The organism is Oceanospirillum sediminis (genome assembly GCF_014164585.1).
Taxonomy (GTDB): Bacteria; Pseudomonadota; Gammaproteobacteria; order Pseudomonadales; family Halomonadaceae; genus Oceanospirillum; species Oceanospirillum sediminis.
Map to the genome: position 1 here is coordinate 66913 of NZ_JACJFM010000008.1, position 26538 is coordinate 93450.

Annotated in this window: 23 protein-coding genes; 14 read left to right on the forward strand and 9 right to left on the reverse strand. The window is 47.0% G+C overall.

The window, feature by feature from the left end:
• Window positions 1-18: 18 nt before the first annotated feature.
• Window positions 19-543, reverse strand: coding sequence for an Hcp family type VI secretion system effector (locus tag H4O21_RS08325; protein ID WP_182808398.1), 525 nt, complete (start codon window positions 541-543; stop codon window positions 19-21).
• 47 nt (window positions 544-590) lie between these two features.
• Window positions 591-1967: a type VI secretion system protein TssA gene (locus H4O21_RS08330; protein WP_182808399.1), complete on the reverse strand. Its 1377-nt coding sequence runs from the start codon at window positions 1965-1967 to the stop codon at window positions 591-593.
• Window positions 1968-2439: 472 nt separating this feature from the next.
• On the opposite strand from H4O21_RS08330, the gene H4O21_RS08335 reads away from it, so the two are divergent.
• Window positions 2440-3453: a phosphatidylinositol-specific phospholipase C domain-containing protein gene (locus H4O21_RS08335; RefSeq protein WP_182808400.1), complete on the forward strand. Its 1014-nt coding sequence runs from the start codon at window positions 2440-2442 to the stop codon at window positions 3451-3453.
• Between the two features lie 138 nt (window positions 3454-3591).
• On the opposite strand, the gene H4O21_RS08340 is transcribed toward H4O21_RS08335, so the two are convergent.
• Genes H4O21_RS08340 through H4O21_RS08350 form a run of 3 tightly spaced genes read right to left on the reverse strand, consistent with a single transcriptional unit; the run spans window position 3592 to window position 6575 of the window.
• Window positions 3592-3891 carry a PAAR domain-containing protein gene (locus H4O21_RS08340; RefSeq protein ID WP_182808401.1) on the reverse strand — a complete coding sequence of 100 codons (300 nt, stop codon included), beginning with the start codon at window positions 3889-3891 and terminating at the stop codon, window positions 3592-3594.
• 57 nt (window positions 3892-3948) lie between these two features.
• Window positions 3949-4515 carry a DUF6931 family protein gene (locus H4O21_RS08345; RefSeq protein ID WP_220495571.1) on the reverse strand — a complete coding sequence of 189 codons (567 nt, stop codon included), beginning with the start codon at window positions 4513-4515 and terminating at the stop codon, window positions 3949-3951.
• Window positions 4515-6575, reverse strand: a complete 2061-nt coding sequence (locus H4O21_RS08350; RefSeq protein ID WP_182808402.1) for a type VI secretion system Vgr family protein — start codon at window positions 6573-6575, stop codon at window positions 4515-4517. The genes H4O21_RS08345 and H4O21_RS08350 overlap by 1 nt, the downstream gene beginning before the upstream one ends.
• 325 nt (window positions 6576-6900) lie before the next feature.
• On the opposite strand from H4O21_RS08350, the gene H4O21_RS08355 reads away from it, so the two are divergent.
• From H4O21_RS08355 to H4O21_RS08365, 3 genes are read left to right on the forward strand one after another with little or no spacing between them, the layout of a single operon-like run.
• Window positions 6901-7731: a hypothetical protein gene (locus H4O21_RS08355; RefSeq protein ID WP_255487212.1), complete on the forward strand. Its 831-nt coding sequence runs from the start codon at window positions 6901-6903 to the stop codon at window positions 7729-7731.
• Entirely contained in the window at window positions 7731-9908 is a 2178-nt protein-coding gene (locus H4O21_RS08360; protein ID WP_182808403.1) for an MFS transporter, read from the forward strand. Before H4O21_RS08355 ends, H4O21_RS08360 begins: the two co-directional genes overlap by 1 nt.
• Window positions 9908-10942, forward strand: coding sequence for an ABC transporter substrate-binding protein (locus H4O21_RS08365; protein ID WP_255487213.1), 1035 nt, complete (start codon window positions 9908-9910; stop codon window positions 10940-10942). Before H4O21_RS08360 ends, H4O21_RS08365 begins: the two co-directional genes overlap by 1 nt.
• 88 nt (window positions 10943-11030) lie before the next feature.
• Here H4O21_RS08365 and H4O21_RS08370 read toward each other — a convergent pair whose 3' ends face one another.
• Complete coding sequence (locus H4O21_RS08370) at window positions 11031-11585, reverse strand: hydrolase (RefSeq protein WP_182808404.1); 555 nt, start codon at window positions 11583-11585, stop codon at window positions 11031-11033.
• 574 nt (window positions 11586-12159) lie between these two features.
• Between H4O21_RS08370 and H4O21_RS27075 the strand changes: the two genes are divergently transcribed.
• The 5 genes from H4O21_RS27075 (at window position 12160) to H4O21_RS08395 (ending at window position 16043) form a co-directional block, all read left to right on the forward strand.
• A complete protein-coding gene (locus H4O21_RS27075) occupies window positions 12160-12573 on the forward strand; it encodes a Tim44 domain-containing protein (RefSeq protein WP_370463918.1) in 414 nt (137 codons plus the stop codon).
• Between the two features lie 189 nt (window positions 12574-12762).
• Window positions 12763-13803, forward strand: coding sequence for a lipopolysaccharide heptosyltransferase II (waaF, locus tag H4O21_RS08380; RefSeq protein WP_182808406.1), 1041 nt, complete (start codon window positions 12763-12765; stop codon window positions 13801-13803).
• A 355-nt stretch (window positions 13804-14158) separates the two neighbouring features.
• Window positions 14159-14359 carry a hypothetical protein gene (locus tag H4O21_RS08385; protein WP_182808407.1) on the forward strand — a complete coding sequence of 67 codons (201 nt, stop codon included), beginning with the start codon at window positions 14159-14161 and terminating at the stop codon, window positions 14357-14359.
• 109 nt (window positions 14360-14468) lie between these two features.
• Entirely contained in the window at window positions 14469-15140 is a 672-nt protein-coding gene (locus H4O21_RS08390; RefSeq protein WP_182808408.1) for a YitT family protein, read from the forward strand.
• Window positions 15141-15311: 171 nt separating this feature from the next.
• Entirely contained in the window at window positions 15312-16043 is a 732-nt protein-coding gene (locus H4O21_RS08395; protein WP_182808409.1) for a sulfite exporter TauE/SafE family protein, read from the forward strand.
• A gap of 218 nt (window positions 16044-16261) precedes the next feature.
• Here H4O21_RS08395 and H4O21_RS08400 read toward each other — a convergent pair whose 3' ends face one another.
• The 3 genes from H4O21_RS08400 to H4O21_RS08410 are packed head-to-tail and all read right to left on the reverse strand — an operon-like array spanning window position 16262 to window position 19087.
• A complete protein-coding gene (locus H4O21_RS08400) occupies window positions 16262-17275 on the reverse strand; it encodes a glycosyltransferase family 2 protein (RefSeq protein WP_182808410.1) in 1014 nt (337 codons plus the stop codon).
• The gene (locus H4O21_RS08405; protein WP_182808411.1) at window positions 17272-18675 is read right to left on the reverse strand and encodes a glycosyltransferase family protein; all 1404 of its coding nucleotides are present in this window, start codon (window positions 18673-18675) and stop codon (window positions 17272-17274) included. Before H4O21_RS08405 ends, H4O21_RS08400 begins: the two co-directional genes overlap by 4 nt.
• A 1-nt stretch (window position 18676) precedes the next feature.
• Window positions 18677-19087, reverse strand: coding sequence for a GtrA family protein (locus tag H4O21_RS08410; RefSeq protein WP_182808412.1), 411 nt, complete (start codon window positions 19085-19087; stop codon window positions 18677-18679).
• A 268-nt stretch (window positions 19088-19355) separates the two neighbouring features.
• Here H4O21_RS08410 and H4O21_RS08415 point away from each other — a divergent pair, with 268 nt between their 5' ends.
• The 5 genes from H4O21_RS08415 (at window position 19356) to H4O21_RS08435 (ending at window position 26516) form a co-directional block, all read left to right on the forward strand.
• The gene (locus tag H4O21_RS08415) at window positions 19356-20927 is read left to right on the forward strand and encodes a hypothetical protein (RefSeq protein ID WP_182808413.1); all 1572 of its coding nucleotides are present in this window, start codon (window positions 19356-19358) and stop codon (window positions 20925-20927) included.
• Between the two features lie 274 nt (window positions 20928-21201).
• Window positions 21202-22245 (forward strand): efflux RND transporter periplasmic adaptor subunit, encoded by a 1044-nt coding sequence (locus H4O21_RS08420; protein WP_182808414.1) that lies wholly within the window; start codon window positions 21202-21204, stop codon window positions 22243-22245.
• A gap of 18 nt (window positions 22246-22263) precedes the next feature.
• Window positions 22264-25335: an efflux RND transporter permease subunit gene (locus H4O21_RS08425; protein ID WP_182808415.1), complete on the forward strand. Its 3072-nt coding sequence runs from the start codon at window positions 22264-22266 to the stop codon at window positions 25333-25335.
• Between the two features lie 214 nt (window positions 25336-25549).
• Complete coding sequence (locus H4O21_RS08430) at window positions 25550-25936, forward strand: response regulator (protein WP_182808416.1); 387 nt, start codon at window positions 25550-25552, stop codon at window positions 25934-25936.
• Window positions 25914-26516, forward strand: a complete 603-nt coding sequence (locus tag H4O21_RS08435; protein WP_182808417.1) for a chemotaxis protein CheC — start codon at window positions 25914-25916, stop codon at window positions 26514-26516. Before H4O21_RS08430 ends, H4O21_RS08435 begins: the two co-directional genes overlap by 23 nt.
• Window positions 26517-26538 lie beyond the last annotated feature (22 nt).

The window sequence follows — 26538 nt, forward strand, 5'->3', positions numbered from 1 at the left end:
CTCCCGGTTTAATTAGGCTTATTTGGCTTTAGACTCAAGCTTAGCGGTAGTCACGTCATACTTAACGGTATCGCCTTTCTCAATTTTGCCGCCATCAGCTTCCTGATAATAGGTGATGGCTAACGTGGTGTAAGTCATAGAAAATGTTTCACCCGGCAAGCCACCATCATTGCATGACACACTGTAGTGCGCGATACGAGCCTTTTCCAGCGTCATAACCATGTAGGGATCTGCACCATTGCCTTCACGGGAAGGTTTCGTCAGCAGAATCTCAACCGTTTTACCTTCCGCTCCCGGAGAAAAAAGGAACGTTGTCAGCTGTGGAGATGCGCCATCGGATTCACGAGCAATATTGATCTCGCCTAATGCAACCATACCCTTATCGGCATTATTCGCATTACCAACATCAACACTTACGCCACGGGCAGCGCCCCAGTCCATAAAGTTAATTGCAAAGAAGCCTTTTTTTCCGCCAATTTCGCCAATTGTTGCAGCACCTTTGATATCATTGATGCCGTCAATACGCATATACATAGAAGCCATGATAGTTCCTTTCTTTCGCTAATTTATTGTCTGTACAGGTGAGTGCGTTACCACTCGAAGTCCGATACACCTGAACTTTTTTCCGGGCCACCGGAAGAAGGTGGTTCTTGCGTATCATCAGTTATCGTCTCAACGGCCTTCTGTGGCTGAGGTGGTTTCTGAAGTATCTGTGCATCCTGCTCTCTGGCCAGTGGTGTAGCAGCCACAGCACTTACGTCAGGAATTGCTGTTTTTTCTGTATTTTCCAGCCCCGCCAGCTGACTAATCCTATCCATTACAGGCTGGTTTTCTCCCACCATTTCCTGTAATAGTTCAGGCAAAGACATATATCCCCAGCGTATCGCTCTCTCAAGCAACATATATACCGGACTATGGGGTTCCGTACGCTGAAAAAAATCTGCTATTTTTCTTAACTCATTAAAAGCCTGGTCTCTGTTACCAATGTGCTCGTTAGCGGCAAAGGCGGGCGAAATCGTATCCGAAGCGCTTTGCGGTACCGCCGTATTCAAAGGAGGAGAAGTAACGACATCATTATTAACCAAAGCACTTTCAATACCAGACGCATCCGGAACCGGACCATTCACTTCCGACAGAATACCACCTTCCTCTTCAGGCACAGGCTGACCTGGCCATGGCATAATCTCTTCAGCAAACAGGAATTGGAAGGCGTTAATCAGTGCTTCAAAGGTATGTTTCAGAAACAGGAAGCTGATACCAGAAGCCCCGGCTTCATGGCATCGCTCATTAACCAGAAGATCCAGCATTTCTATGGACTGCTGAATCCCGATGAGCAACTCAATTCTTTCACAAATTTCTGCACGTTCATCAGGTAAATAAGCTATAAGCTGACTTTTCAGTTCATGTGCTTTTCCGGATATTTCTGCGACACAGTACTGGTTATATGTTGTTTGCCCCGCAAGGATTATATTTTGCAGAGGCATATACAAAAGACCACTACCCTCTGACTCGCCAATCAACTGAATCAGAGGTTTCACTCTGATTTCCGCCCATTCTTTCTGCTGACCGGCCGTATCATCTGATTTCAATTTCTCAACAGGAGGCCTGGGGTTCAGATACTCCCAGTACTGTTCTATTACCTTTCTGAGTGTTTCAAGGCTATCTCTCAGATTTTCCAGAGGTTTATCTGAAAAAATCTGAGCAGTAATAAACCAGCAAAAGACTTCAACATCCTTAGATACCGAGGCAAGATTCTTTTCACAAAGAGCAGAGAGTTCAACCCAGCAGATTCTGTTAGTTTCGGTCAACTCATCATTTTGCATGGAATCCGGAGACTCCATCATGGTTCTGAATGCGGATAAGGCTTTGTTATAGCTATTTCTTAGCTCCCGGTATGCCGAGCGATTATTTTTCAGATAATCGCCACATGGCATATCATCATTAATCGGGTCTAATAAATGCTGCATTTATTTTGCCTCATTAAACAATACGGATCTTATATCCTGACTACAGTCTGGAACAAAAAAAAACAATTCAATTTTTTATGACAATCAATAATTAAACGAATGCTTATAAAGTAGTCAGTCGGTATGAATTATTAACCTGCTATACGCTGAATTACTTAAAAGGTTATTTTTTGTTAAAAGAAAAAGCAACGAATTTATCCGTAAAAAGATATTGAACCAGTTCACAAAAAACAAAAAAAACCATTAATATCAACAAGATAAAGATAATCCACAAAAAAAACCAATATAACATTTGTGATGTAGTTCCTATTTCCACTAGCATCTGTAAACAAATGTTGTCACAACATTATTTCTGTCTTAAGCTCACATTAAACAAATGATATGCAGTTCCAACAGGCTGAAGCTCTATAAAAGTAGTCGCCCGGCATTAACCACGCCACAAAATAACATCAGTATTTACAGGAGTACTTATATGCCCGGATATAACTGGATGGGAAAATATCTGAGTGATGATGCACTGCTCACAGACATCATCATGCCAGGCAGCCATGACGCTGGTATTTTCTCAGGTGATACAGCCAATGCTGGTTTCCTGGGCTGGAAAGGCGCGGCAATCTGTCAGCATACAGGGCTAGGAGGGCAGTTAAATGCGGGATCTCGTTTCTTTGACCTGAGAGCACGGTTAGTAAGGGAAGCGAATAGAATTGGCCAATCAACACCTGTTTCACGATCCGTTCAGATTAAGAAAAAAAACTCCATTGAAAATATCACCAACGGCGAGGATGTTGACCGGGGACGTATAAGGTTCTATCACGGTGGTAAGAAAACAGGCACCAAAGGTGCCGATCTCGATAGCCAGCTTAATGAAGTCAAGAATTTTCTTCAGCAGCGTAACACAGAGTTCTGCATTCTCCGATTCACTAAAAGCAAAGAAGTACCTCACGCCGTTATGAACCTGGTCAGTGAAATCCTCGGAGATAACAACCTGCTTTATCAGGGCACAGGCAATCTGGCTCGCATTCGCGTCGGGGATGTACGGGGAAAAGCTATCGCTATCTTCGATAAAGACTTCACAGGACACAATCAGACCAGTGGACTTCATCACTATAAAAAGAATGATGCCTGTACTAATGGGCTGGGAGTATCCGGAAGTTTCTCTGGTAGCCCATGGGCCGGAAAGTCTGTGAGTACACAACAAAAGAACCTGAAAAAATACGAACTACAGAGCGATCGTTTATATAGCTGGTACCAGACTCAGACTTACCTCAAAAATATCCAGTCTTCCACTCAGTCAGGTGTCGGCTCCAGAGATAATGTCAAAGGCCTGTTCAATAATTTATTGAACAACGAGATGTATGACAGTGTAAACATTGTCTTAATGGACTTCGTCGATAACTTTAAATGCCGGAATGTCTACCGTTCAAATGTTTTCACCGCCAGCCGAAGATTGAATCGCCGACAGATTCTGGATATCGTTGAGGACTAATACCCGTTCAGCCAGGGTCTGCTGATTTTTCCTGTATAAACCGGCTTCTAACGGCAAATACAGGAAAAATCTGATGAGACACTCACCTGTTCTGCCTGTTACCAGAAGTCTCACGATCTTCAGGCAGGCAAGTTGAACTCACCCGCCAATCATTACATTCGGGCATCCGGCAACAATCACACCGCCATGTCCTGTTGTATCTCCCATACGGGCTGCAGGCTTTTTACTAATCAGTACCGTCGCACTCCCTTTAACAATCACATCGGGAGGCCCGACACAGACACAGTTATCCCCCAGCACAGCAGCAGGTAATTTGCCAATCAGCACCAGAGGAACGCCTGGCCCCACAATTGGACCTCCGACATGAGGTATTGGGGGGGTAGCCGGGGTCTGCATCGGACAGGTATGCATATCTGTTAATCTTGCAGCAGGAGGCATATTAAGTCTTCCTTTTCTGTATTCAATAATAATACTTGTGGTTGTGGTCTGTTCTGCTTACTGACCAGATCCACCCCGTGCCAGATCCAGCCCGGATGAGATAACCTGTTGATAATATTCTTCATAGCCATCCCATTCCGGGATAACAGCCGCGGTATTAATCGCTCCGGACGACGCTTTTGCGTGCAGAAAATCAGGTGGCAGAGTGACAGGTTCACCAGGTGGTGCAATACTTCCCTGACCACTCCAGAATACCGACTGAGCCAGCCATCGCACCGCACTGGTATTCTCCAGCTTTTCAGCAAAGTATTCTGCCGTTCTGCGCTTGTGCTCATCCGGCTCGGTTACCCAGCGTTTACACTCTGCCAATGCTTTCTGCTCATCAGCCCCCCAAGTATCATGGCGAAGATCCATCGCCAGACAGGCCCACCAGATACCCTCTCTGACAGGTAACCCATGCGAGATAAAATTAATCAGATCAATATACAGCTTCTGTTCTGCTAAATATTCAATCACTTCATGGGGCGACAGAAGAGCCAGCTTCTTCTTAAGTTCCGGCTCTGACAGTTCAAACTGCTGTAACAGTATCTGACTATCGGTATAGGGAATTTTTTTATATATCATCAGTTAATCATCACTATCGCGCCTTTAACGGCTGCCTGCCCACTGGCCGACAATTCAGCTGTCGCACCACCTGATACCTTAGCGCTGACACTGCCTGCCAGCTCAGCATTCAACCCGGATAATTTCAGATTTCCAGTGGATTTCACATTCACCGCACCCGATGATTTGATATCTACTTTAGCACTGCCATTAATCTCAATATTGGTCGATTTAATCTCTATCTTCGAGCTGCTCATAGTGATTTTACTGCTGCCAACACTCAGCTCTATTTTAGAGTCCGCCTTTAAATAGATATTGCTGGCTTTAACGCTGGCATCACCATCTGCATTCAGACTATAGTCACTGCCAGCACTCAGGCTAATCTCTTTTCCGGTTTTCAGACTGTAATTATCACCGGCATCATCTGATATATCTTTGCCGGCCTTACGGGCGTAATTTTCTTCCGCCGAACTGCTGATATTTTTCTTTGCACTGACGGTCAGATTCTCATCTGTACTATGGGATGAATCTTTAGTCACCTGCACCTTTCTTTCAGCCAGAATTTTTGTTTCCTGATTGTTTTCCACTTCGGTCAGCATGTCTTTAGCCGCATGCAGATAAAGTTGTTCTTTATCTTTATTGTCATCAAACCTCAGCTCATTCGATTTTCCGGATAGCTGGGTTTTAATGCCTGACTGAGTGGTTTTGGCGGTGGGATAGGGCGGAGTATGCTTACTGTTATACAGACTACCGGTGACAACAGGCTGATCAGGATCACCATTCAGAAAACTGACCAGTACCTCCTGCCCTTCTCGGGGAATAAACTGTACGCCATAGCCATTACCAGCCATGGACTGAGCCACACGTACCCAACAACTGGTCTTATCACCGGTCGTTTTATCCCAGTGAAATTTGATACGAATACGCCCTTCTTTATCAGATGCCGGGTCTGAACCATCTCCGGACACTACCGCACTCAGCATACTATGCACCCGAGGCTTTTCAATAAACTCAGGGTAATATTTATGACTGGAAGGAACACAGCTGAACCGGCAAACCTGTTCAAATGCATTCTGGCTATTCATAGTAAACTCATAGCTCAGAGACGTAATCAGATACTCCCCTTTCTGGCTATCATCCGGATGATTTTCCAGCTTAATAAGCCCCCCAATGAATAATTCATAACTATCTGTACTACCATTAATATGCCAGTATTCAGATTCTATCTGGGCTAAACGGCTGGTCAGAACAGCTGATTTTAAATCACTAAAAGCTCCGGTAATGCCTGTTTCATAATATCTGGTATCCTCCAGCTTGCTATGCCCTGCCACAGTTTGCCCTGGTTTCTTCGTACCAGTAATCATTTTACTCTGACTGTAATCATATCCCGACAGAGTCAGTTTACCGGCATGGTAGTGATGTCCGGGTAACCAGCTATCAATTATATGATATTTCCCACTGGGTGAACGCTCATCATCCAGAGACACACAACCCGTTTTGCTGAAAGGCTTAGCCGCATCATGTAATAGCATTTTTCCGGCGTTGTTATCAGTACCGGCATAAATATGTACACCTTCTTCAGACAGTATTCTGCGCACAAAATCCAGATCACTTTCATCCAGTTGCAAACAATACTCCCGTTTATCAGAAGGCATAGAGTCAATGCTGTACAGACCTTTGAATCCCAGTTCATCAAAGATTTCAGAGACAATATCTTTACCCGTTCTGGTCTGAAAAACACGACTATTACGACTGTAACGCAGCAACGATAACCAGGGCTCCAGTTGAAGCCGGTATCGGTAATACTGATCCTGGTCAGCGGTACCCAGGGCATCAACTCCGGTTACGACTCCGGAAAAAGTTCTGAGTGTACCGGCATTATCACCTGCAGAATCTTTCAGTTCACACTGCACTGTTTCACCCAACCAGTCTGCCGCTGACAAGTTTTCGCACAGAACATCGGCTTCCATAGTGCAATAGCCAGATAATTGATCCTGATAACTCAGTCGCATCAGCACATATTCTTTTCCATTGCAGGATGCCAGCAGGCAACTGCTTTTTGAGTCTCGCACAGACGACATAAAGGTACCTTTCAGATGCATAGCAGATGAATTATTATTTTCCTTCTACCAATAGCTGATGCCTGAGGACTTCAGGACGCAGAGTTGATAAGTCAGAAAAAATACAGGGGAATTTATAAGTTACGTTAAATTCTGTATCAAAGCTATCAGGAGTTCGGGAACTTTGTCTCAAAACGAGACGGCGATACCATAACTCGGGCAACAAACTGATATTATATTTATTTGTTCTATGTATTCTGTATTCAATGAAACAGAAGGTGCTGTGAGTGCAAATGTAACTGAATGAAATAAAGAAAATAATATTATTAACCTATAATTCGCCATTATGGCGTTTTTAATTCTGGAAATTACCGGGAATGAGATGAGAGCCTTTATCGAAGTACATTTAAAACTGGTGATGACGATCTGGATCATCCTTGCCAGCGTTCTGGGCCTGCTGTACCTGATGAACTACATGAAGTTCAACAGCCTGATTTCCGGGGTTGTGTCATCTCAGTTACAGGTCATGTCTTCGTCACTGGAACGATCCATCATTAAAGCAGAGCAACTGGGACTGCCTTTAAAAGAGATGGATAACCTGCCTGAACTGCTCCAGCGCAGCAAATCCAGAGATCCTCAGGTTAACAGCATCTTTGTCATTAATCTGAGCGGCGACGTACTCTTCTCAACCGATCAGCGCTGGCTCAACCACGACGATAAAGATGCAGTACTCAGAAAAGCACTTAAAGGTAAAGAGATCTCGTGGACGCTGGAGAAAGATCTCACCCTGTATAGCGGGCAACAACTCTTTGACAGCACTCAACAACTGATTGGCAGTATTGTCATTGCCTATAACAAAGCATCCTATGGCAGTACGGTTGCCCAGGTAAAATTACATCTGCTTGAAATGACAGTGATGATTTTTATGGTTTTTGCTCTGCTGATCTTTATTGCCGTACGTTTTGGTTTTGGCGAAGTGAACAGTGTTTTCAAACTGATCAATCAGCAACTTTCTGCCAGAGATAATCAGACAATACACGCATCGCTTAAACCCGGATCTATGGCTCATGAGTTTGCTCGCCAGATATCCCGAAGCAATGAAATGAAACACCAGGTGGAGTCTGAACTGGATAAAATCTCTGTTAGCCCCAACCCGTCAGAAGGTAAGAATTCATAATGACTGATCGTGCCGATGGACTAACTGGATTTATCAACCGACGCCTGCTGATACTGACACTGATCAGTACAATTCTGGCATCTGTTATCAGTGCGGTTTATACCCTGACAGAGTTTAATATCTCCCTGAAGCCGCTGCTGGTTCAGAAAGCCAGCGCCGTTGCTGAAGTGGTCAGAGAGGATACAACCCTGGCAGTTGATGCCGGTGTGCCCTTTCATAAAATTAAGGGTATGGATACTTATTTATCTGAAACAGTTGAGAAATATCCTGAACTGACGTACCTGACAATTACCACTGACCGTGGCGACATTGTATATCAGGGCGGGAATGTTCCTGACTTTTCCTTTCAGGCGGCAATGTCACTGGAGCAGGGGTCTGGAACACAAAATGTGCTTCAGGCCAGCTTCCTGACCCGGCTGTTACAGGGGGGGATGGAACTGACCAGACTACTGCCGCTGGGAGAAGCCAGCAGCATCGCTACAGAAAACGTCTGGCTGCCACTTGAGCACGATAATCAGCGCTACGGTGCTGTACATGTCGGTCTGGATTCCGGTTTTATCCGCACCCAGCTCACAGATGTATTTTTTGATATCGCCATTGTACTGGTTGCAGTACTACTGGTTTCTTTTGAAGTCGTAATGGTCGTAGTGATGTTTTACGTCTCAGGCCCGGTACAAAAGTCGGAAGCCTTGCTGAAACGACAGGCTTCCGGTGATTTCTCGGTCAACCAGAACCTGGCGGGTTCCGGATCTATCGGCCGCTATATTCGTCGCCTTAACGAAGATTCAGAACAACTTCAGCAACGTTTCCGCAAAACGCTGGCACAGATCGGTGAGGGCCAGGGCGGTGTGGTTTCATCCCCGGAGGAGATCATAAAAGAGGATAGACCGTCCACAAATCCAGTCAGAGCACAGTTGAGAAAACTGGCAGAACGTTTCAGCCTGCTCAATGTTCTGAAAGAGCAGCATGGCAATATTATGGATGCCCGTATTCCTCTGTTTGTCTTTGCCTTTGCAGAAGAGTTGCAAAAATCTTTCATGCCACTTTTTGTGGCTGAATTTTATGAGCCCAACCCCTGGTTCAGCAAAGATATCGTGATGGGATTACCGATATCGGTATTTATGTTTGTCATTGCCGCTGCGACACCATTTGCTGGCAGCTGGGTTGATCGCTGGGGTAACAAACGCCTGTTCTTCTGGGGATTAATTCCTGCTCTGGCGGGCTATCTGGGCTGTGCTTTTGCTTCTGATGTCTACGACATTATTTTCTGGCGAGGTGTCACCGCATTGGGTTATGCCATTATTACCATCAGCTGTCAGGGCTACATTGCAGCCATTGTCTCATCTGATAACAGAGCTAAAGGCATGGCCATTTTTGTTGGGGTACTGATGACAGCAACCATGTGTGGTACCGCATTGGGGGGGATTATTGCTGATCGTATTGGTTATCAGCCCGTATTCCTGTTATCCGCTATTCTGGCCGCATTTGCTGGTATTCTCGCCTGGATGATGCTGTCCTCTGATGTAGACAAGGCAAATAAAAAAGATGCGGAGAAAGCCGGAGCCGGAGGCGGCGCTCTGACACTGTTCCGCAACCCTCAATTTGCCTTTATCGTACTGTTCTGTGCGATACCAGCCAAGATTATTCTGACCGGTTTTCTTTATTACATGGTACCGTTATATCTGGTGTCTCTGGACGCCAGTCAGTCTGAAATCGGTCGTATTATGATGGTTTATTCTCTGGTGATTATCCCTCTTAGCCCTCTGGCATCACGCTTTGCAGACTACAGTGGCCAGATGAAACAGCTGGTGGTACTGGGCACAATTCTCTCCGGGGTCATTCTTATATCTCTGTACGGTGAAGATTCTATCGGGCGTATGCTACTGGCCGTTGCTCTGATGGGGGTTGCTCACTCCATACTTAAAGCACCACTGATCGCGGCCGCAATGGAGGCCGCAGAAGCCACTCCGGAAGTAGGTCGAACTACAGCTCTGGGGTTACTAAGAACCTCAGAACGTATCGGCAGTGTGCTCGGACCGGTCATGGTCGCCAGTCTACTGGTGGTTTACAGTTTTGCAGAGGCTATGGCGATTATCGGTACAGGCATCGTAATCACTGGTATTGTGATGGGTATATATATGCATCTCAGTGCCAGGAAACAGGAGATAACGTCATAATGCGCAGCATGATCAAGACAACAATCCGGCTGCTCTGGCTGTTAGCAGCTCTCTGGTCTGGCATCGCCTCAGCTCAGACCAGAGACTTCTCTGAACATGACCCGGCCAGAATATTGATGGTGGTCTGGCGCGGCTGTGAAGAAGCCTGTCAGGGCTTCAGGCAATACCTGGCGGAACAGAACTTGCCCGTCAAAGTGATGATACGAGACGCAGCCAAAGATAAAAGCCGTATTCAGGTTTTTCTGGAAGAAGCTAAAACCCTGCAACCAGATCTGGTAGTCACCTGGGGCACATCAGTATCTAAAGACATTATCGGTCCAATGAATACCGACCAGCCGGAGAATTATCTTGGGGATATCCCGGCACTGTTTATGGTTGTGGCCGACCCGGTAGGGGCCGGTATTATCGAGTCCTATGACCGAAGCGGACGAGATCACGTCACAGGCGTCAGAAACCGGGTGCCGGAAGAGGTACAGATCAGAGCAATTAAGGATTATCTGGATGCAAAGAAAATCGGCGTTATCTACACGACGGCTGAACTGAATTCTGTGCTGAATACCCAGAAGCTGGAACAGCTGGCCGCTGAAATGGATTTTGAACTGATCCGGAAAACCTACCAGCTGAATGACAAAGGAAAACCTGTTTCAGGGCAGATACCCGGCCTGATGAAAGAGTTATCCGATGAAGGAGCCGACGTGGTCTACGTGGGATCAAGCTCCTATAACCGACAGAATCGGGATGCGTTTACCTCTGCCGCCAATGATAATAACTTGCCTGTTGCCAGTGCCTATGAAGTAATGGTCACGAAATCAAATGCACTGCTATCTATTGCCAACCGCTACTACAACGTTGGACGTCTGGCAGGAAATCAGGCCAGAAAAGTTTTGTTTGAACAGCAGCGCCCCGGAAGCCTGAACATTCCCTCTCTGAGCCGTTACTCTGTATTTATCAATATGGCCGTCGCCCGTCAGCTGGAACTGTATCCTCCGATTCAGCTGTTACGCTTTGCCGAACTGGTTCATACTGAACGCTGATAGCCTTATCCATCGCTGAGATATTTTACTTAGCAGATACACAGAACCCGGTAATAAAAACGGGTTCTATGCATTTATCCATATCGGATCAGAGCTTTTCTCTGAGCCAGTTCCGACTGATATGACGGAACTGATCCGTGTTACACTTTTTCAGCCACTCATATGCGACCATCTCTTTGCTGACCAGCTGGATACCGTTTTGCTGTAAACGTATCAGCGCCGCATCATAGTCAGATGGATTACGGGAACGGATCGCATCGGTGACCACAAATACATCATACCCTTGCTCCGACAGACCAATAGCAGATTGCAGCAGGCAGACATGGCTTTCTGCGCCAATCAGTACCAGTTGTTCCTTATCCTTTTCATTCAGTGCATTCAGGATATGGGGTTCTTCTGTTACCGAGAAATGTTCCTTGCGCATGACCTGCGCCGATTCTAACAAAGGTAATAATGACGCGTCGGTAGCCCCCAACCCTTCCGGATACTGCTCTGTCACCAGCATCGGAATCTCCAGTTCACCGGCAATGCTGATCAGCCAGTGGCTGTTACGCATGAACGTTGCACCATCATGTAACGCCGGAAGCAACTTTTCCTGGATATCAATGACTAATAGAGCAGAGTTGTCAGAATTAATCAGCATATAAACATCCCCTGTAAACAGATAAAATAGCTGTGTGCAGGCAGGTAAAAGGTGCAGATCAATTCAAGACTCACCTCATGCTCCTGTACTACTCTGAGCATAACGAAAAATAAGGAAACATACAGGTAACTTTATGCAACGAATGTTTGTCTGGTTTTTTGCTTTTTTCCTGGTGCTGGGCACCGGTATTGAGCAAGCCGAAGCAAAACGACTGGGTAGCGGTAAATCCTCCGGGACTTATTCCCGTCAGGCCACTGCTCCAACTAATAATCAAAGCACTCTGACTCAACCGGGTAAAACCCAGACGGCCGGTGCAACGGCTGCTAAAGGCAGCAAGCTGAAAAGTTTCCTGGGTCCTCTGGCTGCTCTGGCAGCAGGTGGTTTACTGGCAGCCATGCTATTCGGAGAAGGATTTGAAGGTTTCCAGATTATGGACTTCCTGCTGATCGCTCTGGTGCTGTTCATAGTATTTAAGCTGATTTCCCGTAAGAAAAAGCAGGCTATGGCCAGCCCTGCAGGAGCCTATCAGAAGCAGGCTCACGATCAGGGTCAGCAGCCATTTAACACGGATCTGATGGGCGGTGGATCATCCTCTGCAGCACCTCAGATGAATCAGGTTCCTGAGTGGTTTAATGAAGCCAGCTTTGTTGAACGTGCCAAAGGTCATTTTGTTCATCTGCAGAAAGCCTGGGATAATAACGACCTGTCAGAAATTCAGGAGTTTGTTACTCCGGAAATGTATAACATTCTGGCTGAAGAGCGCCGTTCTCTGACCGAAGAACCTAAGACAGAAGTGGTTAAACTGGATGCCCGCCTGGGCCATATCAGTCAGCAGGGTTCTCTGGTAGAAGCCAGCATTGTGTTCTCCGGACAGCTGCGTGAAAACAGCTCAGTCCCTTCTGACTTTATGGAAACCTGGCATATGGTACGTGATATGCGTACTGAAAATGCCAACTGGTATCTACAGGGTATTGAACAGAACAACTGATTGTTCTGTTACTGATAGCGAGCAGGCTTTATAGCCTGCTTGCTTCAGGTCATCTGTTATATGCTTTTTACAGCCTGCTTTGCGTTTTTTGTCGGTTTACTCTGTTTTTTTCTCTGACATCTGTTTATCTTTGACAGAGTTTTTACCTGAACTCCCTGAACCCATTCTTCTTATCTGTCTGACATTGTTATGAACATACTGCTGATATCCGATGCTCACCCGGAAGGCTTATTTAATATCCAGTGCCTTATGCAACGTCTGGTACAGAAATATAAAGAGTGCCATATCTGCCTGATGGCACCACAGGCGATCCACTCTCTGGCCCGGCGCCTGGAGCACCTGGATGAACTTCTGGTTCTACCAGATATGACTATGCCCCTGAAATATTTCTGGATAGCAGGCCGCCAGCTGGAAACCTGGCAGTTTGATCAGGCCATTATTCTGACTCATAACTGGAAACCGGCACTGATACCGTGGATGGCCGGAGTCAGTCGGCGTACGGGTTATCTTGGCCGCCTGCGCCTGATTACAGTGAATGATGCCCGCTGGCTGAATAGAAAAAATGTTCCCTGTGAAACCACACAATATGTTGCTCTGGCTGATGATCATGGTGAAGCGGTTCAGGAATTCAGCCAGCCCCGGCTGATTGCCGATAAAACCAATGCACAGGCACTGATTAAAGAGCACTATCTGGAGTCTGAACGACCTGTCGCTGTATTCTGCCCTGGAGGAGCAGCCCGACAGAATCAGAAATGGCCTGCCAGTCAATGGGCGCAACTGGCGATTGAACTGATCGACCAGGGCTGGACAATCCGTTTGATAGCGCCTCAGGCAGATAGAGCGTTCTGTGAGCAGATCTGCGCTTCACTGGACCGGGAGCAGCAGATGGAAATAGCTAATCTGGCCGGACGTCTGGCATGGGAAGATATGGTGGACCTTATAGCATCAGGTCGGGTTACTGTTACTCTTAATAATATCTTTGCCAGCATTGTTCAGGCTCTTAGGCAACCATTAGTTGTGCTATCCGGTGCCAATGAGTTTCAGCCTGCCGACAAAGATACTTCGGAGCAGCGTTCTGTCAGCAGCAATCGCTCTTGTCAGCCATGTGATCAGGCTGAGTGTCAGAGAATCCGTAACAGAACAATCACCGTCCCCTGCATGGAAGAGCTCAGTGTTGACCGGGTGCGCTCATCTATTCTGAGCATGGTACCGGTTCAGGAAGTGGATTAGCCCGCGTCCCTGATGTCGAGAGCACCTGAGCAACAATATTCCTGCTGAACGTTGCCATATTTTTCTCACCGTCTGTTGAGGCGTATCGGAATCCTTTTGTTCAGGTATGTATTGATTAAAGTGACTCACCAGCTCGTCCAATATAGCAAGAAAGGTTTTGCTATAAACATCAACAATCTCTTTTATTAAAGGCGAATCAGCTGCAGTAATCACTGCCAACTGCTGATCAGCCAGAAAGCCAATTGATTATTTTTTCTCATCAATTGATCAGGATTAATTCACTTGTTCTTCTGAGCATATCGCCTAAAATCTTCTACTATGCTAATTCCTTTCTGAACATTCGGACTCTGACAAGATGCTGATTGAATCCCTGAGTTACATTACACGTATGAGCTGGTGCATGGCACGCCAGTGCTCCTATGCGTCTGTACTCAGTGGCTGTTGTTCAGTACTGCGTTTGTCGCCTCTGCGCAGGAATAAAGATGCCAACAGCAAGCCTAACGAATCTCTGTTCAGTGCACTTCGACAGCAGCAAAGAAGGCCTTGTCGTAAATAGCACGCCTCAGCCTGCCTGAATTTTCCAGGCCATCATTTGAACATAACCCTGTTTTTACGATGAGCGTTCATCAGCACAACATCTGATGACGCCACTTTGAGGATTGATTATGAAACGTCGTGCACACGCCTGGCTTGGTATTCTGGAAGGCAGTTTTCTTATGGCTCTGGGCATTCTGTTTCTGCAGTCTACCCATGTAGCTGTTGGCGGTATCACAGGTGTCGCACTGATTGGTGACTGGCTGACAGACCGTTTTACTTTCGGTCAGGTTTTCCTGGCGATTAACCTGCCCTTTTATCTGCTGGCCTGGCATGAAAAAGGCTGGACCTTCACGGTACGCACAGCGATTGCGGTGACTCTGATCGGTATGCTGACAGATGTTCTGGCCCAGAATATTGATCTGCAGCTGGATGCCCCTATCCTCGGTGCTCTGGGAGGAGGCGCTCTGATGGCTTTCGGTATCGTTACCCTGTTTCAGCATAACGCTTCAACCGGTGGTTTTACGGTACTGGTTCTCTGGCTGGAACGTCGCTGGCAGCTGAACCGGGGAATTGCACTACTGGCCATTGATGCACTGACGATCAGCTGCGCCTTATGGTTATTCGGTTCTGAGTTGTGGCTCAGTTCATTGCTGGTAACCGTCGTAATGGGATCCATCATTGGCCGCTATCGTCAGCAAAATGCACAGCCTCAGCTGAATAAAGCAGCTCCTCTGGATGCACCGGAAAAGACCAAAGCAGCTCAGGCATCCGTTCCGGCAGTTAAAACACGGGCAATCTGACTATTTTCAGGCCCTGACGGGATTACAAAGCTTTACCGTCGGGGCCGTTTTATCTCTTGCAGAGCAGAGCACAGGAAAACCCTTTCCCCCTCCTCCTGAAGCCCCCTCTCCTCCATATTCAATTATGGTAGAGTATGCCTCCGTCCTTCCATACGCGGAGCAGAATATCTGATGGCCATACTCAGTACACCTGATCTTCTTATACTGATACTGACCAGTGCAGCCACTTCTTTTCTGACAGCTGCAGCCGGAATAGGTGGTGGTGTTATGCTATTGGCCGTCATGGCAACCATACTGCCAGTGTCAGCACTGATTCCGGTCCATGGCCTGGTACAACTTGGTTCCAACGGCAACAGGGCCTTCATGACTCGCCAGCATATTCACTGGCCACTGGTCGCCACCTTCTGTACCGGTGCAGCTATAGGTGCGCTGATAGCCTCACAACTGGTTGTTCAACTGCCTCTGGATAGTATACGACTGGCCGTTGCGGGCTTTATTCTGTGGATGGTATGGGGGCCAAAACCCGGTAAAGTCATGTTATCCCGGAACAGAACTATTCTGGCTGGAGGCCTTACCACACTGGTATCTATGTTTGTTGGTGCAACAGGCCCTCTGGTGGCCGCCTTTATTCACCGAATGGGCAGCGATAAACTGGCAACAACAGCCACATTTTCAGCATGTATGTCTTTTCAGCATTTATTGAAAGCCGCAGTATTCGGGTTTGTCGGCTTCAGCTTCCTGGACTGGTGGCAGCCTGTTGTTCTGATGATCCTGGCCGGAGTAGCGGGCACCTGGCTGGGACTCAGATTACTGAACCGTATCCCTGGTCATCTATTTGCCCTGCTATTCAAAACCATTGTGACATTACTGGCTTTACGCCTGATCTGGCAGACCTTAATGTGAAAAGCCTGCCAGTTTTATCGGAACAGATTAATACTCAGACAGATGAGCGGGCAAAAAAATCTGACTATAGTAAGAGGTAACCACCAGACAGGCACCCAACACCTTCATCAGACACAATACTCTTTGTGTCCTTCATAGAGATAGCTCCACAATATTCCATGCGCACATGTACGCATCCTCAGCTTTCTGCTTTGAACAACAGAAAGCTGATAGAAAAGTTAATGAGTCTGTTTCAGGTCAGCGGAGGGTGACTGGGATTCCCGCTTCATCTCCCTTGGAAAAATAGTGACACGGGCATCCTGCTGTTCAGGCGTTGTTTGCTCTGAGATGACATAGTGAGGCCGGGCTTTCAGCTCATCATAAATACGGGCAATGTAAGAACCTATGCTACTCAGGGCAAACATAATTGAGCAGCCAATAATCAGCTGGGTCAGAATGACTGTAGTAAACCCTTCTTCGGCATATCCCATTATCTTATAGAACAGAGACTGAACACCCAGCAGGACTGCAAATACCAGCATTACCAGGCTCAGAATACTGATCAGCTTCAGTGGAGCATAACTGAAACTGACCAGGCTGCTTCTGGCATAGGAAAACAACTGTCTCAGGGACCATGAGGTTTCTCCACTGACCCGCTCCAGAGGTACAAATTCCAGCGTTTTTTCACGATAGCCCAGCCAGGCAACCAGTCCCCGGAAAAAACGCTCTCGCTCAGGAAGTGCCAGCCAGGCCTGCACTACCTGACGATCCAGTAACTTAAAGTCTGTCATCTGGTCCAGTGCAAGGCCTGACAAACGGTTAAACAGGAAGTAATAGCTATTCGCCAGTACACTTTTCAGTTTGCTCTCTTTCTGACGACGAGCTTTAACGCCGGATACCACCTTATATCCTTCATGTTGCCACGCCTGTATAAACTCAGGCACCATAGCGACCGGATGCTGCAGATCAGAGTCAATAACAATGACGGCATCCGCATCTGACTGCCGGAGTCCAGCTTCTATGGCAAACTCTTTGCCAAAATTGCGCGAGAAGCGAACTCCCCTGACCCGACTATCCTGATCACTGAGCTGCTCAATCTGTTGCCAGCTCAGATCCGTTGAACCATCATCAATGTAAGTAATCTGATACTGAAGGCATGAAAGCCCTTCCAGCTCCGTCAGTAATGACTGGTAAAATAACCGGATATTTTCCTGCTCATTCAGCAGCGGCACAATAAATTCAATTTTTTTCATTGGGAAACAACCTTGTTTTCTGTGCAAGAAATACCTGCAAGTTCTGCAGGGAAAATCTGATTATCAGACCAGGTATAAACCGGCATACCCGGATCACATTGACAGATATTGGAGCAGGCTACCGGTCCTGTGGGTTGCCCCAGCACCTGAAGACGCAGATCATATAAACCTGAGTGATGCCAGGGCGCACCAACGGGTTGCAGTAACTGAACATTTTCAGTGCGATAAAGAATAAAACGGCCTTCCGTTTTATAGCGCTCAAACAGATTACTCTGCTGCGAATAACTCATAAGATAGGTTCCCGGAATAGCATACTTTGCCTGATAAAAAACGAAACCAACCAGAGTAATAACAGCTAATGTGATATATTTATTTTCAAACTTTTCAGGGCACAGCATGAATACCAGATAAACAAGCCCAAACCAGACAACAAACGTCGCAACAAAAATATAATTATGATTAATATCCGCAGTATGCATCACCTTATAAACTGGCAGCAAAGTACAAATCACGCAGCATGCAGCGACAACAAAAAATCTGAAAAAATCGACTTTACCCGGCTGTTCATGTTTATAAACTCTGACTACAGAAAAAATAGCAACAACCAGTATTGCAAGAAGGAGTTTATTATAGCTAACCACTTCCCAAAGATAATAGATTATCTCTTGCAAACCTTTATGTTCACCCTGACTACCATAGCCAGAGATCAGCCTGTGCCAGCCCAAAGCATATCCGCGATAAAATATATAACCAGTAGCAACGACCATATATGGAGTTAATGATTTCCAGACACGCCATTGATACTGTTTAATAAAATCAAGAAAAATCAAGCTGAAAAAAATACCAATTAGTGGTACATAGACTTCCTTGTTCAACGCTGCGATAGCATAAAAAAGAGCAGAAACGATCAACTGCCATAGTTGGTGCTGCTCCCTCCATTGAATAAATAAAAAAATACTGAGACAACTATACCCCAGACCTTCCAGATAGTGGCGGGTACATAAAATATGCATCAGTGTTGACATGACTGGCGACATAAAAAAGCATATCACCAGCACAGCAGCAAACCAGGGCCCCATCACTTTGCGAGCCAGTATAAACACAGCAATCATCACCAGAGCCATGGAAACCAGATGATGTATATAAGCACCCTTCGGGTTCAGGCCGGTGAGCTGATAGTCAATCCAGTAATTCAGAAATAGCCAGGGAGTAAAGTTAGCTGGTATATAGCCAGCCTCGGCAGCAGGATGAGTAAATACTTTCAAACCATAATGACTGACCAGTTTCAAATGCTGGCTGTCATCGAACATCCACCACAGTTCGGTGACACCATAATAAAAAGCCACCACTGTAAATACCAGGCAAGCTGCCAGCCACCACGAGACATCCTTTTTCCACATATTATTTCCTGTCAGCAAACACAATATATTTCATTAAAATAAAATTTAAAGGTACAACAAAGCATTCCGTTATCATTTTGGCCAGAACAATATTTACGTCAGTATTTGTCGCAAAAAAGTCAACGCTTGATATCACCAGCCAATAGGCAAAAAGCCACACAGCCACATATTTAAATGCACTTAACAGAGTTTTTAACCCATCGACGTCCACATTAAAGGTATATTTTCCGTGACAAACAAAACCAGCTAACGCCCCCGTAATACGAGCAATAAAAACAGCAGCGCCAACAGAAATAACATTAACCAGGACAGCAAATACCAGGTTATCAATCAGCCAGCAAACACCCATAACCAGAGTATAGGCAAGATATTCTCTGTACTTATATTTCAATGCTTCAACAATATATTCCATGTAACAATACGTATCTTATGTATCAATCTGACACTTACTAAAAAGCCTTTCGGCCAGATAATATCCAGGTAAGAAATATAAAAAGTGATTACGGTCACACCAGATAATAAAAAACCTGATTTAATGCCTGCAGTATTAACATAAATATGGTCATTGCCTCGTATTAAAAACATTTAATCAACCCATTAATTTGTCTTTATTAATCAGATATGCACCGGGGAATCAACTACCGCAGTAAGCAGCAGGTAAAACCCTTAGAGATTTAACAATGGATGAAAGAAAAGCGTCTGCGATCGTTATAACTGCAGCATGTACAGTACTTATATCAGCCCTGATGGCACAGAGTGAGTGGGTCATTTTTTCTGAGGATGATGCTCATATCATACAACTGGTTCTTGACCAGAACTGGCTATCCCCTTATCTGGAATCCGATGAATACCAGAAACTCTCTGTGGTCCACTATACCCCGATATTGTTAACCGCTTACAAAGCGCTTATCACAGCAGCCGGGATATCGTCAGAGGCATATCTTCTGGCACAGGCCCTGATACTGGCAGCCATCATGGTACTGGTCACCAGATTATCCGCACATTACTCAGGCCATGCTCTGGCTACAGTTCTGGTTTGTCTGCTATTTCTGTCAGATATGAATCTGATCTCAGTGGCTTACCGATTCTATACACTGCATTATCTGCTGGGAGCCCTGGCCAGCCTGACTTGCTTTATTCTGCTCTGCTCGCCATATCAGAATGCAGGTTTCTGGAAAGCCGTACTATTATTTATCGCCACCCTGTTTGCCCTGCTGTGCAAAGAGATCTATTTTATGCTTCCGCCATTACTGCTGTTTATCTGTATTCGGGATAAGCGCATGTCAGCGGCTCTTGCCGTGTTACTGGCATCGATTACCTATCTGATTCTCAGAATTCAGGTACTAGGTATCTCTGATGAAGGGCGTACGGGGAACTCTATGCTCACAGATCTGCTCAGTTTATCCGGCCAGCAGTGGCAGACATTTGCGATCTGGTATCTGCAACATAATGCAATTATTGCCCTGACGGCATTACTGGCATTTTTTTACGCCAGTTTCCGTCAGAAACTGTTATTTATTGCAGCCGGATTATTTCTGGCCCCGGCTCTGGGAGCTCCTCACGCGATCTCCGCTCCGGAACAGCATGCTGATCGGGTATTATTGGCCTTTCATCTGGGACTAATAGTGGTCAGTAGTACAGTGCTGACTCCACTGCTGACAAGCAGGCTGAAACTGTTCTTAAGCAGCACGGCGCTCATCCTGATCATTGTGCCGGGTCAGGCTTTTAGTATTCAGAACTTCAGATTGCAACAGGAAAGCCTGCCTGCTTACCCGATTAATGCCTTTATACAGAACTATTCGGGATCATCCCCTGTTACCCTGCTGACATCTCTGAACTATCAGGAAGGCCAGTGGATGACAGTGTTCAGACTGATGGGAAAACCCTGGTTACAGGTTACCCAGAACTGTCTGGCAGCCTTTGCCCAATACAATGAAGGGCGCACTCTGATGATATTTGACAGTGAGGGCGCAGAAGTAACAGATCACTCCCAGTATACCTGTCAGCGCTCAGAACTCAGGCCAGATATCGTCCACGATCCAGGATACAGGGACGGCGTGCTGAGCTGGGAAATAATGCCCCATAGTCCGGGAGCTATCACTGGCGTTATGTTTATACGGCGAGGTCTGTCTGTTCCCGTACCTGTATTCAGAGAAAAACTGATTCGCCCCGCCCCTGATGAACCCTACCAGATCTTCAGTATGAAAGATGGGCGATGGTGGTTTTCTCCGATCCGGACACTTCAATTCTGAATAAGCATCAGACCAAAAGCGTCTCAGTAAGTGGTGATATTTTCCTGCCAGTGGCTGGAAAATATCAGAATACTTTTAACTGACCATACATCAGAAATATCGCATTAAAATATTTTCTTCGGATAATCAACCTATAATTAATCATTTGATTGAAACAGATTAATTGTCAGTGAGAACTATTTATGACTGACGGATATCATATTCTGTCCAGTACGTACTCAGCTGCTGTTCTCTATCATATCAACCCAGCTTATGGATCTGCGGGGCCTATTACATGAAAAAATTGCTCTCTTTCGCCTGGTTATCAGGCGTTCTGATGTTGTCCTCCGGCACTATAGCCCTGGCAGCAGAGAAACCCCAAATGCCACCTATGCCAGTAGAGGCCCAGATCGTTCAGCCAGAAGATCTGGTCAGAAAGATTGAACTGGTCGGTTCTCTGTCTGCCAATGAGTCCGTTATGATCAGCCCTGAGGTATCCGGGCGTATTGCGCAGATTCATTTTGCAGAAGGCCAATCGGTCAAAGCCGGTGACCTGTTATTTTCCATGGACAGTTCTGTTCAGCGAGCAGAATTAAAACAGGCCCAGGCCCGTCAGGGACTGAGTCAACAAGAATACAAACGTGCCAGCGAGCTGCTCAGTACCAATGCAGGAAGTGTAAACACCAGGGATAACAACCTGGCACAGTTGAGAATTGATCAGGCCGGTGTCGACCTGGCCAAAGAGCGTCTGGCTAAAATGACTCTGAGCGCACCATTTGATGGCATTGTTGGCCTGCGAGAGGTCAGTGATGGCGAATACGTCACACCGGGGCAAGGACTGGTCAGTCTGGTGTCGGTCAACCCGATCCGCCTGGAGTTCCGGGTTCCCGAAATCTACCTGAGTGGTATCAGCCTTAATCAATCCGTTAACGTTAAGTTTGATGCTCTGCCCGGCGAAACCGTCACAGGTAAAGTATTTGCAATCTCTCCGGAAGTGGATCTGAATGGCCGTAACGTCAAGGTACTGGCCACATTACCCAATGAAAATGGCCGCCTGCGCCCTGGTCTGTTTGCCCGTGTCAGCCTTCAGCTGGAAACCATAAAAGACGCTCTGATGGTCAAAGAAGAAGCTCTGGTGCCTCAAGGTAATGCACAGCTAATTTATACCCTGGTCGATGGCAAAGTGAACATCGCACCAGCCACACTGGGACTGCGTGAACGTGGTCGGGTTCAGGTGGTACAGGGAGTGAAAGCGGGTGATATTGTCGTCACTGCCGGCCAAATGAAGCTGCGTCCGGGCGCTGCAGCGGCCCCGGTTAATCTGCCCAAAGCGCAGTAAATAAGGAGTACTTAAGACATGGTATTGTCTGAAGTTTCAATCAAACGCCCCGTTTTTGCGACGGTGATGAGCCTGCTGCTGCTGCTGGTTGGTATCATCGCTTATGATCGTTTATCGGTGCGGGAATATCCGAATATCGATGTACCGACCGTCTCGGTAGAAACCACCTACAGTGGTGCTAATGCCAGCATTATTGAGTCTCAGGTCACGAATGTGCTGGAAGACTCTCTGTCTGGTATCGAAGGCATCGATTTTATGACGTCCTCTTCCAGTTCTGGCAAGAGTGAAATCACGATCAACTTTAAGCTGGATCGAGATGCAGACAACGCGGCATCGGATGTGCGAGACCGGGTAGGTCGTGTGCGGGGTATGCTGCCAGATGAGATCGATGAGCCGATTGTCGCCAAAGTTGAGGCGAACGCTCAGCCGATTATGTACCTGGCCTTCTCCAGCCCGAATCATACGCCTCTGGAGATGACAGATTTCGCTGATCGTCTGGTTAAAGATCGCCTGCAAACTGTGCCCGGCGTGGCAGAAGTGCGCATTTTTGGTGAACGTCGCTACTCTATGCGTATCTGGCTGGATCAGGCGCGCATGGCCGCTTACGGCATTACAGTAGCGGATGTGGAAAGTGCTATACGGGCTCAGAACCTGGAAGTGCCTTCTGGTTCAATCAAATCTGATGCGCGCGAATTTACGGTGCTGTCTCAGACGGATCTGCAAACCCCGGAAGAATTCGAACGCATTATTATCCGCGACGACAGCGGCTACCTGGTGAGAATCAGTGATATTGCTCAGGTTCGGATTGGAACAGAAAATGATCGGGGTACCGTACGCTTTAACCGCAAAACAGCGGTTGCTCTGGGTGTTGTTAAGCAATCGGTTGCTAACCCACTGGATGTATCGAAGGGTATCAAGATCATGATCCCGGAGATTGAGTCCGTGCTCCCGGATGGCATGCAGGTAGAAGTAGCCTACGACTCATCCATCTTTATTGATCGTTCTATTCAGGCCGTTTACAGCACAATCATTGAAGCTGTCGGACTGGTTATTCTGGTTATTTTCCTGTTCCTGCGTTCATTCCGTGCGACCCTGATTCCATTGGTCACTATTCCGGTCTCTCTGATCGGTGCTTTTATCTTTATGTATGCGCTGGGTTACTCCATCAACACTCTGACTCTGCTGGCAATGGTGATGGCCATTGGTCTGGTAGTCGATGATGCGATTGTGATGCTGGAGAACATCTACCGCCATGTCGAAGAAGGCATGAACCCGATTCAGGCTGCCTTTAAAGGCTCAAAAGAGATTGGGTTTGCTGTTGTTGCGATGACCATTACACTGGCAGCCGTATTTACTCCTATTGCCTTTACCGAAGGCCGTACCGGGAAACTGTTTGCGGAGTTTGCGCTGACGCTGGCAGGGGCTGTACTGGTATCGGGTTTTGTCGCACTGACACTGTCTCCGATGATGTGCTCCCGCCTGCTGAAGCATAAAGAGAATCCGGGCTGGTTCTATCGCACTGGCGAACGTATGCTGGAGGCGCTGGAAAATACCTATCGTCGCTCGTTGCACCTGACTCTTAAAGTACGTCCTCTGGTTCTGCTGATAGGTCTGGGCTGCATGTTCGGGCTTTACCATACCTTCACCCAATTGAACTCAGAGCTGTCTCCGACCGAAGACAGGGGCACTATTATTGGCTTTGGTATCGGCCCTGAAGGGTCTACTACCGAGTTTCTGGATCAGTACAGTAGCCAGATTGAGAACATATTCTCCGGTGTGCCAGAGGTTGAGCGTTACTTCGTTATCACCGGCCTGTTCCCGACTGAAAGTAACATTATTGCCTTTGCGGGCCTGCAGGACTGGGAACAGCGTCAGCGAGGCTCACAGCAAATCGCTGGCGCTCTGGGCGGTCCTATGTATGCCGGTATTCCCGGTATCATGTCCTTCCCGGTGCTACCTGCATCACTAGGGCAAAGCCCGATTGCCCGCCCGGTAGAACTGGTTGTTCAGTCCACAGGGGACTTTGCACAATTGCAGCAACTGGTTGGCGCAGTGATGGGGAAGGTGTATGCCAGTGGCAAGCTGGTGAACCCGGATGTGGACCTGAAACTGAATAAACCTCAGTTGAATATCAGCATCAATCGGGATAAAGCTGCCGCTGTCGGCATTACCATCTCAGAGATCAGCCGTACACTGGAAACCCTGCTGGGCGGACGCTCTGTCACTCGCTACAAACAGGGCAACGAGCAGTACGATGTGATTGTGAAGGTTGCGGATGTCGACCGGGCAACGCCATCATCACTCTCGTCGGTATATGTGCGCTCCCAGAGTGGTCAGATGATTCAGCTGTCCAACCTGGTTTCCATCAAAGAGACGGTAGCTCCACGAGCACTTAACCACTTCAACAAGCTGCGCTCTGCGACAATTAAGGCCAGTCTTGCGCCTGGAATGACTCAGGGTGAAGCTCTGGAATGGTTGCAACATACTGTTGAAGAAACAGCAAAAGAGATGGATATCATCGGTATTCAGCTAGACTATAGCGGTCAGGCTCGTGAGTTCATTCAAACAGGTGACACCCTGATGCTGACCTTTATTCTGGCTCTCGGCTTTATCTATCTGGTACTGGCTGCTCAGTTTGAAAGCTTTGCGTCTCCTATGGTGATCATGCTGACAGTACCTCTGGCTATGCTGGGTGCTCTGCTGACGATGCAGTATACAGGTGGCACTCTGAACGTATACAGTCAGATTGGTTTAATCACTCTGATCGGCCTGATTACCAAGCACGGTATTCTGATGACCGAATTCGCCAATCAGCTGCGAGAAACAGGCAAAGCGAAACTGGAAGCCATTATTGAAGCCAGTGTATTACGCTTGCGTCCTATTCTGATGACAACCGGTGCAATGGTGCTGGGTAATATCCCTCTGGCGCTGTCAACCGGCGCCGGTGCCGAAAGCCGCCAGGCGATTGGCTGGGTCATTGTTGGTGGTCTGACCGTGGGGACAATACTGACTCTTTATGTGGTGCCTGTGGTATACACCTACATTGTCCGCAGGATTCCTCATATGCCAGAGCCTGATTATGAATCATGATCAGGTTCTGTAAATAAAGTGATCCTGGTACTCTGGTGACAAAAAGCCACTCTTAATGAGTGGCTTTTTTAATGCTATATTTTAAACTCGTTATTTCGAATACCCCATTATATGGGTAACTTCTGTTTTTCCTGAAAAATGTGCCATAAGGAATCGGACAATATTCAGACTCTTAAGGCCTGAGAAGGCCTTACAGACTTTATAAGGTAAAGCAATGAATAAAACGGTTCTGGTGGTAGATGACAGTAAAGTCTCCCGCATGATGATGACACGGGTTATCACCGAAAAAGATGCAGACTGGCAGGTTATTGAAGCTGAAAACGGCCAGAAAGCCATTGAAATGGGGCTGGAGTTTGCCCCCAATCTGATTATTATGGATGTCAATATGCCGGTTATGGATGGCTTTCAGGCTGCTGAAAACTTACGCCCGAAACTGCCGGATACCACTTTTATTATGCTGACAGCCAATGTTCAGGCTTCCAGCAAACAGCGTGCTGAAGAGCTGGGTGTTCACTTTATAGCCAAACCTATCACACCATCTGTTGCCGAGCAGGCCCTGACGATCTGGGGAGAAGAACATGAAGGATCTGAGCGCTCTTGAGCTGGATGCCCTGTCTGAAATCTTTAATATCAGTGTCGGGCGCTCTGCTGCAGTATTGAGTGAGCTGACCGGAGAGTCCGTGGGTATGAGTGTACCTATGGTGCATATTCTGTCCCCTGAACGGGTCGTTGATCTGTTTGGCTTTTCACAAGAGAAGCTAACCTGCATCAGTCAGTATTTTTCCGGAGCCTTTTCTGGAGAAGCCATGCTGATGTTCCCAGAACGTAGCAGCCTGGAAGTGGTTCGCCTGATGCTGGGCAGTCAGGTGCCTCTGGAACAATTGTCTGAGATAGAACAGGATGCCCTGAGCGAGATAGGCAATATTATCCTCAATGCCTGCTTTGCAGCCATTGCCGATATGCTACAAGGCAGTTTTTCCTGCAACCTGCCAGAGATGAGGGTGGCAGAAATTGATCAGATTCTGGCCCAGAGTGGTCAAAAACAAAGCGTGTTATTTCTGCAAATTCAGCTTTCCCTTGAAGAACGTAACCTGGAGGGCTATCTTGCCTTTCTGATGGGCGGCGAGTCAGAGAATATGCTGCAGAATGCCCTGAGCAGTTTCCTGAACGGTGTGAGCTGATTAATGAAGTTATTTGAACAAT